This window comes from Haladaptatus rarus, assembly GCF_054177585.1.
The window spans coordinates 1-9340 of the sequence record NZ_JBPEHG010000037.1 but is presented as its reverse complement, the minus strand read 5'-3'; the positions used below and the strand labels follow the sequence as shown (position 1 = coordinate 9340).

The window sequence follows — 9340 nt, the reverse complement described above, 5'->3', positions numbered from 1 at the left end:
TCCGAACCAAACACATCCAGCGGAATCATTCGTGTCGGACACCGCTAACGCGGTGTCCTTGCCCTCTTCGATTCGAGAGCAACAGCTGAACTGTATCAACAATCTCCTACAGAAGAGCGGAACATTAAAGTTGTTCCCTTTGTTTATCTCACTATCTTTGCCCAGAAGTTCCCTGAGAACTCCGCATTCGGCTCGGTCTCGGAGTGGTCACTCGTCTTCGTTTCGATTCGTCTACCTTCCCCGTTCCGATTTTTATCGGGGGAGGGGGGGAAAGTGGTGACCCCACCCGACGACGTGTCGGACGAACTGAAACATGCCACGCACCTGCTTTGCTAGCCGTCGGCTTCGCAGACTGATTCATACCTTCCCTGAGTCGTGGAACACGACCTGAATCAGATGTAAGCTGGCTATCGGCCTACTGTAACAGCAGTGCGCGAGCATTACCATCGTTTACTTTCCACTCCTATGTAAAAAAGTATTGCCTTGCAAATGCAGGTGTAGACTTATATATGTGAATTTTGAGACGAGATCTGCTACGCCGATACGGTCTATTTATCGAAATCGTTACCATTTCTCGGACGATTCGAGCCGCTGAATCTCCTGATAGTGACGATAGGTCTCTTCGAAACATCTCTTTTCCGAGTAGATAGCCGGCGTCGATGTGCTAGTTGCTGTTATCCCGATGACACAGCGAGCTCGATCACCGAAACGTTTTTAGTAAAAACGGTCACATTTAGTTATTGGTTGTACCACGAGGACGTTATCGTTCATGAAACGTTCACCGATAGTACAGATGAGAAGGAACGACCGATGTACGATGCATATCGATACATTTGATATGGCGGGAGTCATGAATATTTACGTAGCCAATGTTTAACGAGTCCACCGTTCTCATCGTTGATGACGAACATGCGATCACAGACCTGCATGCCCGGTGGCTCGAGGATTCCTACGACGTCCGAACCGCGTACAGTGGAACGGAGGCACTCGAAGAAGTAGACGGATCCGTCGATATCGTCCTTCTCGACCGGCGAATGCCCGATCTCTCTGGCCGGGACGTGCTCGATAAAATCCGAGAGCGAGAGCTCGACTGTCGAGTCGCGATGGTAACCGCAGTCGAACCGGACTTCGACATCCTCGAACTGGGCTTCGACGCGTATATCTGTAAACCGGTCTCCGACCCGGAGGAACTACGGGATATCGTCTCCTCGCTCGAAACCCGTTCGTCCTACGACTCGCAGGTGCAGAAACTCCTCGCACTGACGACGAAAAAAGCGGCACTGGAAGGGCGAAAAGATCCGGATGAACTCGCCGAAAACGACGAATACGCCGAGCTGGAAGCGGAGTTAGCGTCACTTCGAGAGGATCTGTCCACCGTGGCGATGGATCTCGACGACGATGACCTGCGTGCGGAGTTCTATGGTCGGAACACTGCCGCCTCGAAGCTCGTACGGTCGTCGAAGGATGACGACTCGACCGAAACGGAGGAGTAACTTCGTTCGCTCCGTCCGTAGCAGATGATCTGATAGAACTATGCGTTATACTCGTCGAACCTGCGAGATAGAAATTGCAGTAAAACGAACACTCGCATACCTCTCGACCGGCGGTTCTACACCGAACGAGTTACTGTACGGTATGCTCCAACAGACGGACGAAAGATGTTCGGGGTAGAACGACGATGAGCGAATTTCGGGCGGCGAGTGGTCGTACACAGGCATCCGATGGAAGCATCCTCCTTCTCATCGACCACGACCAGAACCGTGAGTTGTTGGCCGACTGGCTCGCGTCCGAGTTCGATGTCTCCTCTTTGGACGATGAACTCGACACTCCGGATGAACTCGATCTCCAGTTCGACCTCTGTATCGTCGACGAAACGTCGTTCGGTCGGTATCGTGACGAACTCGCCGCCAGGAAAGACGCTGTCTCTCCCACGTTTCTCCCGTATCTTCTCGTCACTTCGAGGCAACTCCCCCGCACGCACGCCGGGGATGTGGAACAGGGTCGACGAGATCGTCACGACGCCCATCGAAAAGGCGGTCTTACAGGCACGTATCGATGGCTTGCTCGAACGGCGTCGGCTCTCCGTCGAACTCGAACGAGAGAAAGAGGCGAGCGAAGAGCGGTTCCGGACGCTGTTCCAGACCGCCCCAGACCCCGTCTTCGTCCTCGATACGGACGGTCGAATCCAGGCGGTCAACGACGCATTTTGTCGGGTGTCTGGACTCGACCGCCCTGCCATCCTCGGCGAGCGAATCGAGGATATAGCCGCGTTCCCCAACGATTCGCCAGCGGAACTCACTGACGACGTCCGCGAACGGAGGGAGACGACGAACGACCGCTGTATTCGGTGACGTATACGACGCCCGATGGCGAGACGCGCTATGCGGAGATCAACACGGCACGGATGCAGTTCGGCACCGAGCGCCCCGAGGTCATCGGTATCTTCCGGGACATGACCGAACACAAGCGCAGGAAACGGGAACTCAAAGACCAGAACGAACGCCTGGACGAGTTCGCGAGTATGCTCGCGCACGAACTCCGCAATCCGCTGGGAATCGCACAGGGTTACCTGCAGGTTGCGGAGTTAGAGAACGCGGACGACGCATTCGACGAGGTACGTGGCGCGCTCACCCGAATGGAGAACATGATAGACGAGATGCTAGACCTCGCGCGCAGACCCGGCGTCATCGAAGAGACACAGTTGACGGCATTTCACGACATCGTCGAAGACGCGTGGTCACGTGTTGCGCCTCCCGAGGCGACGCTGGTGCTGGAGAACGTCGAGGGCGAAATCTCGGCAGACGTCGACCGACTGAGTCAGGTGTTCGAGAACCTGTTCCGTAACGCTGTCGAACACGCTGGTGACGACGTGTCTGTCTACGTCGAACGACTGCCGGATGGGGTGTCCATCGAGGACGACGGCCCAGGTATCCCGAACGACGAGCGCGACTCCGTGTTCGAGAGCGGGTTCACGACGAACGACGGGATCGGTCTCGGCCTCTCTATCGTGACACAGATCGTCGAAGCCCACGGCTGGGAGATCGCCGTCACCGAAGCGGAAGACAGCGGTGCTCGGTTCGAGATCACCGGTATCGAGTTCATCGAACGGGCGGAGTGACCGCCCGTCGGAATGGTGGAAACGAAGTCTGGGATACGCGCAGGGGATGGCAGTCGCGCAAACCCAACCTCCTGTGCGGGGCGTCAACCCGCATCCGAACGGATGGGTCGTAGCTAAAAAGCAGTTATTCTTACCCGAAGTGAAAGTGAAAGTACCTGGCTATGTTGAACGAGTCGCTCCGGAGATAACGAAAAACAGCGCTGATCGATGCTATCGTCAGTCGCGAGCGCCGCCGATCGATAGTCAGGTCGCTCGTCACCAGGTTTTACGTTTTACTCGGTGCTCGAAGGTCGGGTCTGCTGCGGCACCCCGTTTCAGTGCAGCCCACGGTTTGCAGTCGGGGCAGGCGAAGACGGTTCCATCGTCGTCGCCGAACGTGCGCGCGAAATCCGGGTCGACGTGTTCGTTTCCGCACGTCGGATTCCGACAGCTGACGTACCGCGAGCCGTTGCTCGGTTTCCAGGTGCGAAGCTGTACGGTGTCGGTTTCTTCTGCTTTAGCCATCGAGAACCACCTTCTCGCGGGCAAGGTGCTCGCCGGTCTTTCTGTCCCGAAGCTTCCAGAACTCCGCATCCGTGTCGGGGAGTCGACCGCACTGATGGCACCAGAAGTGGCTGTTGGTCGGCTCCCAACTGGTGTGGCCGTTGGGACACGTGTAGCGCCACTTCGCCATCGGCGTATCGATATCGTGGATACTCATAGAGTAACCTACGACCATTTGGGTCAAAACATCGAGTCTTACCTAGAGCGAAAGTAAAGATTCGCGTTCCGGGGTGTGTACGTCGCGTCGAGGAGTTCTTCTCGTCCGATTCGAGTAACGGCCAAGTGAAAGTGAAACCGCTTTGCAAACCAGGTGGTTCGATCTGCTAGCCTGTCCAGTTTGGCTGGTTCTGACGGTTTTGATAGTTTTGACTATTCGGGTGGTTTTGATATCTTGTACAATTTGCGTGGTTTGGGTGTCTTGGCTCGCTTTCCCCTGTCTATCCTCTTGCTATTCTACCTCGCTCTCCAGGATCGTTATTTCATCGAGCTTCAGAAACGTCTGCCATCTCGCCGTCCCATCGAAAAACAGTCCAGAAGCGTGATTACAGCAGGTCGAGCACGTGCTCGACGACGTCGTCTTTCGGCACCTGTTCTTCCTCACCGGAGTCCATGTTCTGCACCGTTACGACGCCCTCGTTCAGGTCGCGCTCGCCGACGACGATGGTGTACTCGGCGTTGATGCGATCGGCGTACCCGAACTGCTCGCCGACGCTTCGTCCCGTGAGGTCGGTCTCGACCGCCAGCCCCTCACGACGCAGCCCCATGGCGTATTCTAGTCCGATCTCGCGCACAGAATCGGAGACGTTCAGTACGTACACGCCGGTCGAGACCGCCTCGTCGGGCCATTCGCCCAACTCTTTCATCAACTGCATCGTCGGCGAGTAGCCGAAGGCGAAGCCGATAGCGGGAACCTCGCGGCCTCCGAACAGGCCGATGAGTTCGTCGTAACGACCCCCACCGAACAGGGCGCGAAGGTCGCTCTCGGTGGCGAACGCCTCGAAGACGAGTCCGGTGTAGTAGTCCATCCCACGGACGATAGAGAGGTCGAAGGTGCACATCGATTCGACGCCGTAGGCCGAGAGAGCGTCGTAGAGGTCGTGCATCCGGTTGATCGCTTCGTCGGCCCCGTCGCCCTCGGGGGCCTTGTCCGAGAGTTCGACCAGCGCGCTCTCGACATCGCCGCTGATGGCGGTGAGTTCGTCGATCTCCTCGGCGGTCGCCCGGTCGAGTCCCTCGGCTTCGAGTTGGCCGAGGAATTCCATCCGGCTCAGCTTCTCTTTCTTGTCGATGACGCGCATCACGTCTTTGCTCTCCCCGACACCCGTGGCGTGGAGGAGGGCATCGAGCAGTTGGCGGTCGTTCAGTCGGAACTCCACCGCGTCGGCGACCCCGAGCTTTTCGAAGATGGTGCCAGCACAGGCGATGATCTCCGCGTCCGCTTCGACCGACTCGACGCCGAAGATGTCGATGTCGGTCTGGAAGAACTCGCGGTCGCGGCCCTTCTGCACCGCCTCGTAGCGCCAGCGTTTCGACGTGTCGAACCACTTGATGGGCGTCCCGAGGTCCTTACGCTGTTGCACCAATCGCGCTCGGGTCGGCGTCTGCTCGGGGATGAGCGTCACTTCGCGTCCACCCTTGTCCTCGAAACTGTACGTCTCGTCCACGATATCGTCGCCCGACTTCACCCGGAACAGGTCGGTCGGTTCGACGCTCGGCGCGTCGATCTCGCGGAAGCCGAACTCGCGGGCCGTCTCCTCGACGGTGTCCACGACCTCGCGCCACGCCGCCCACTCCGCCGGGTAGCGGTCGTAAAAGCCCTTGAGGCTCTCGAACTCGTCCATGGTTCGCGTATCGAAGGCGAGCGATTTACCTCTGGCTATCTCTCTGCTTCGAGATGGGTTCGGCGACGTAGATGAATCGTAAAAGAACGTCTCGATGATGCACGCGAAAACGCGCTCTACGATGCTGGAGCATAGAGTCCATTCTTTTCCCGAACCCAAACCACTACCAGCATCACCAACGACACTCCTGTATGCGAATCACCGACTACGACCTCTTCGCCGTCCCACCGCGCTGGCTCTTCCTGCGCGTCGAGACGAGCGACGGCCTCGTCGGCTGGGGCGAACCCATCGTCGAGGGACGAGCGAAAACCGTCCGGAGTGCGGTCGAGGAGTTGATGGACGACTATCTGCTCGGCGAAGACCCGATGCCGGTCGAAGACCACTGGCAGACACTCTACCGGGGTGGCTTCTACCGCGGTGGACCAGTCCTGATGAGCGCCATCGCCGGAATCGACCAGGCCCTCTGGGGCATCCGAGGGAAGGCATTCGATGCGCCGGTGTACGAACTGCTCGGCGGCCCCGTGCGCGACCGAGTGCGAGTCTATCAGTGGGTCGGCGGCGACCGCCCGGACAGGGTCGCCGACGCGGCGAGCGAGAAGGTCGATGCGGGGTTCACCGCGCTGAAGATGAACGCCACCGCCGAACTCCGGCGGATCGACACCCCTGCCGCAGTCGAGGAGGCGGGAGAGCGACTGGCCGCCGTCCGTGAGGCGGTCGGCCCGGACGTGGACGTGGGCGTCGATTTCCACGGGCGCGTCTCGAAGTCGATGGCGAAACGACTCGCGCGAGAACTCGAACCCCACGACCCGTTCTTCATCGAGGAACCCGTGCTGCCGGAGCACAACGAGTTCCTGCCCGACCTCGCGGCACAGACCTCGATCCCCATCGCCACTGGCGAGCGGATGTATTCGCGCTGGGATTTCAAGGAGGTGTTCGAATCGGGCGCGGTAGACGTGATCCAGCCCGATCTCTCCCACGCCGGGGGTATCACGGAGTGCCACAAGATCGCGTCGATGGCGGAGGCCTACGACGTGGCACTCGCGCCGCACTGTCCGCTCGGCCCGGTGGCGCTGGCGTCCTGCCTCCAGGTGGACGCCTGCGCGCCAAATGCCCTGATCCAGGAGCAGAGCCTCGACATCCACTACAACGAGGGCGGCGACGTACTCGACTACCTGGCCGACACGACCGTCTTCGACTACGAGGACGGGTACGTCTCGCTCCCGGACGGGTCGGGGTTGGGCGTCGAACCCAACGTAGAAGTCTTACGCGCACGCGAGGGACACGACGACTGGCACAACCCCGTCTGGCGACACGACGACGGAAGCGTCGCGGAGTGGTGACCATGCAGGGATTCGAAAACAGCGTGACGCTGGTCACCGGTTCGACTCGTGGTATCGGGGCAGAGATTGCGCGCCGACTCGCCAGCGAAGGAGCGTCCGTGGTCGTCACCGGGCGCACGAAGGACGCTGGACAGGAGGTCGTCGAAGACATCTGCGATGAGGGAGGCGAGGCGGTCTTCGTCCGCGCGGATATGCGCGACCCGGACGATATCGCCGCACTCGTGACGGCGACCGCCGAGGAGTACGGCGGAATCGACGTGCTCGTGAACAACGCCGGGGTAGAGACGAACACGGGCGCAGACGAGGCGACGATGGAGGACTGGGAGCTCGTCCTCGAAACCGACTTCCGGGCGTACTGGCTCTGTGCGAAACACGCAGTTGCCGAGATGGACGAGGGGGCTATCGTCAACGTCTCCTCGAACCACGCCTTCCTGACGATGCCGGAGATGTTTCCCTACAACGCGGTGAAGGCGGGTATCAACGGGATGACTCGCGGGATGGCGCTCGATTTCGGCCCCGACGTTCGCGTCAACACGGTCAACCCTGGCTGGGTCGCCATCGAGCGCACGACCGAAGACATGGACGAGGAGTACCGCGAACACCTGGAATCTATCCATCCGGTCGGTCGCCTCGGAACGCCCGAGGACGTGGCAGGAACCGTCGCCTTCCTCGCCAGCGACGATGCGGGGTACATCACCGGAACGCACCTCATCGTCGATGGTGGACGAAGCGTGGTGGTGCAGGACGACACGCTCCCATCGTACCGGGACGAGTGACCTCTCGTTCGGTGGCGGAGTATCACAGAGCACCCTCTCGTCGGTCGATGGTTACCCCTGAATCCGGCACAGGCGACGTATAACAAAACGACTCCGGGACGCCATCACATTCGATGGCGCTTGGGGGTCGGGTTTCCGGGGGGACAGTATCGCTTTTACTCGTGCTTTCGCTCGTCGCTGGCGTGCTCGCGCCGCCAGCGACGGCGCAGTCAGCAGACACGCCACCGGGTGTCTCCATCTCCGTCGAACGATCTGCCGACGATCAGACGACCGTTCGATACCACCTCGTCTTCGAGACACCGCGGGAGGCCAGGGCGTTCTGGCTCATCAACTACACCGGAAACATGGTGTCGTCTTCGGGGTTCGCTGAGGCCGAGACGAAAGGCGGTGACCACGCACTTCGGTGGGACGGTGAGACGGAGTCACCGACGGTGACCATCGTCGCAGACGTCGATTCCGGGAACGGACGCGAGTTCGCCGCCACCGACGAGTGGGTGCTCGCACCGACGCCGAGACTCTCGGTCGCGTGGCTCCCGGCGGGAAGCGATGAGTGGCGCTACCGCCATCCGCTGCAGGACGATTACCCCGAATCCAGCGTCGAGTTCGCCGAGTCGGGCGTGCTCGGGTCGGCGTTCACCTACATCGGAAAGTACGAAGAGTACACCCACCGTGCCGACGGCCAGCAGTTCCGGATGATCGTCGGTGCTGGTGCGACGCCAGCTAGCCCGCCACGGAAGGTGTTCGACTCGCTCGGGACAGCGAGCGAGCAGTTGCCCGGACAGTCGCCCGACGAGGTGCTGCTGTTCGTCCTCCCCGACCCTATCTGGCGCGGTGGCTACGCCTCGCCGAAATACGGCGAGTTCTGGGTACACGAGGCTGCGAGCCTTTCAGACCCCCAGAACCTCTGGATCCACGAGTACGTCCACACGCGTCAGTCGTTCGAACTCGGCGACCGGATGACGTGGTTCCGCGAGGCCAGCGCGGCCTACTTCGCCTCCGATCTGTCGATTCGACAGGGGCGAACCTCGCAATCCGCGGTCGCCCAGACTCTCTCGGCGAAACAGTACGACGACGCGGTGCTCTCGAAGTCGAACACCTGGGCGAATCCCGAAGTTCCCTACTATCGGGGTGCGCTCGTCCTCTGGGCACTGGACGCGAAGATACAGCAGGCGACCGACGGGAAGCGAAGCCTGCTGGACGTGTTTGACCGGATGAACCGCCACGACGGGCCGGTGACCTACGCCGACTTCAAGACGATCGTCGCGGACGTGACCGGGCAGTCGATGGATTCGTGGCTCGACCAGCACGTCACGACGACTGCGACGCCCGACGTGCAAGAGTTGGAGGGTGGCATCGGCGAGGGGTCGAACGATAACGGGGGAGCCGACGACAGCTCGTCCGACGAGAAGGAGTCGGACAGGCAGGCGTCCAGTAAGAACGGACAGGGACGGTCCGACGACTCGAACTCTCGACAGCCGCCGGTGATGACGGGTGACCTTCCATCGACGCTGGTGCTGTGGGGCGGTCTCGGGTTGATCGGACTGGTGTTCGGACTGACCATCGCGCAGTACGTCTCCGGACTGGTCGGGCGGTTCCGAGGAGAATTAGAACAGGTATCATCAACCTCGTCCTGTCCTATCCACCGAATCTCTCGAAACCGGCCCGGAGGTATATGGAGCCAGCCTGATAACCATCAGCGAAGGAATGTCTACGAAGAAACTC

At 60.2% G+C, this 9340-nt stretch carries 10 protein-coding genes; 6 read left to right on the top strand and 4 right to left on the bottom strand.

Annotated features, from left to right (window positions below):
• Positions 1-869: 869 nt before the first annotated feature.
• Positions 870-1493, top strand: coding sequence for a response regulator transcription factor (locus ACR3FE_RS27665; protein ID WP_458211073.1), 624 nt, complete (start codon positions 870-872; stop codon positions 1491-1493).
• Between the two features lie 116 nt (positions 1494-1609).
• On the opposite strand, the gene ACR3FE_RS27660 is transcribed toward ACR3FE_RS27665, so the two are convergent.
• Positions 1610-2026: a hypothetical protein gene (locus ACR3FE_RS27660; RefSeq protein ID WP_458211072.1), complete on the bottom strand. Its 417-nt coding sequence runs from the start codon at positions 2024-2026 to the stop codon at positions 1610-1612.
• Here ACR3FE_RS27660 and ACR3FE_RS27655 point away from each other — a divergent pair.
• The gene (locus tag ACR3FE_RS27655; RefSeq protein WP_458211071.1) at positions 1989-2351 is read left to right on the top strand and encodes a PAS domain-containing protein; all 363 of its coding nucleotides are present in this window, start codon (positions 1989-1991) and stop codon (positions 2349-2351) included. The two genes, ACR3FE_RS27660 and ACR3FE_RS27655, sit on opposite strands and share 38 nt — an antisense overlap.
• Positions 2348-3118: a sensor histidine kinase gene (locus tag ACR3FE_RS27650; RefSeq protein ID WP_458211070.1), complete on the top strand. Its 771-nt coding sequence runs from the start codon at positions 2348-2350 to the stop codon at positions 3116-3118. Before ACR3FE_RS27655 ends, ACR3FE_RS27650 begins: the two co-directional genes overlap by 4 nt.
• A gap of 255 nt (positions 3119-3373) precedes the next feature.
• Here the strand turns inward: ACR3FE_RS27650 and ACR3FE_RS27645 are convergent, their stop codons facing one another.
• The 3 genes from ACR3FE_RS27645 to hisS all read right to left on the bottom strand — a co-directional run bounded on the left by ACR3FE_RS27645 (position 3374) and on the right by hisS (position 5502).
• On the bottom strand, positions 3374-3622 hold the full coding sequence (locus tag ACR3FE_RS27645) for a DUF7563 family protein (RefSeq protein WP_458211069.1): 249 nt from the start codon (positions 3620-3622) through the stop codon (positions 3374-3376).
• Positions 3615-3818, bottom strand: a complete 204-nt coding sequence (locus ACR3FE_RS27640; RefSeq protein ID WP_458211068.1) for a hypothetical protein — start codon at positions 3816-3818, stop codon at positions 3615-3617. Before ACR3FE_RS27640 ends, ACR3FE_RS27645 begins: the two co-directional genes overlap by 8 nt.
• A 385-nt stretch (positions 3819-4203) precedes the next feature.
• Positions 4204-5502: a histidine--tRNA ligase gene (hisS, locus tag ACR3FE_RS27635; protein WP_458211067.1), complete on the bottom strand. Its 1299-nt coding sequence runs from the start codon at positions 5500-5502 to the stop codon at positions 4204-4206.
• A 191-nt stretch (positions 5503-5693) separates the two neighbouring features.
• On the opposite strand from hisS, the gene dgoD reads away from it, so the two are divergent.
• The 3 genes from dgoD to ACR3FE_RS27620 form a co-directional block, all read left to right on the top strand.
• Positions 5694-6842 (top strand): galactonate dehydratase, encoded by a 1149-nt coding sequence (gene dgoD, locus ACR3FE_RS27630; RefSeq protein ID WP_458211066.1) that lies wholly within the window; start codon positions 5694-5696, stop codon positions 6840-6842.
• Positions 6843-6844: 2 nt separating this feature from the next.
• Positions 6845-7618, top strand: coding sequence for an SDR family NAD(P)-dependent oxidoreductase (locus tag ACR3FE_RS27625; RefSeq protein WP_458211065.1), 774 nt, complete (start codon positions 6845-6847; stop codon positions 7616-7618).
• Between the two features lie 113 nt (positions 7619-7731).
• Positions 7732-9340: gluzincin family metallopeptidase (locus tag ACR3FE_RS27620; RefSeq protein ID WP_458211064.1), on the top strand; the 1609-nt coding region annotated here is incomplete at its 3' end.

Coding starts and splice junctions, on each gene's coding strand:
- ACR3FE_RS27665 (WP_458211073.1), top strand. CDS start 870: ATGTTTAACGAGTCCACCGTTCTCATCGTTGATGACGAACATGCGATC.
- ACR3FE_RS27655 (WP_458211071.1), top strand. CDS start 1,989: ATGTGGAACAGGGTCGACGAGATCGTCACGACGCCCATCGAAAAGGCG.
- ACR3FE_RS27660 (WP_458211072.1), bottom strand. CDS start 2,026: ATGGGCGTCGTGACGATCTCGTCGACCCTGTTCCACATCCCCGGCGTG.
- ACR3FE_RS27645 (WP_458211069.1), bottom strand. CDS start 3,622: ATGGCTAAAGCAGAAGAAACCGACACCGTACAGCTTCGCACCTGGAAA.
- ACR3FE_RS27640 (WP_458211068.1), bottom strand. CDS start 3,818: ATGAGTATCCACGATATCGATACGCCGATGGCGAAGTGGCGCTACACG.
- hisS (WP_458211067.1), bottom strand. CDS start 5,502: ATGGACGAGTTCGAGAGCCTCAAGGGCTTTTACGACCGCTACCCGGCG.
- dgoD (WP_458211066.1), top strand. CDS start 5,694: ATGCGAATCACCGACTACGACCTCTTCGCCGTCCCACCGCGCTGGCTC.
- ACR3FE_RS27625 (WP_458211065.1), top strand. CDS start 6,845: ATGCAGGGATTCGAAAACAGCGTGACGCTGGTCACCGGTTCGACTCGT.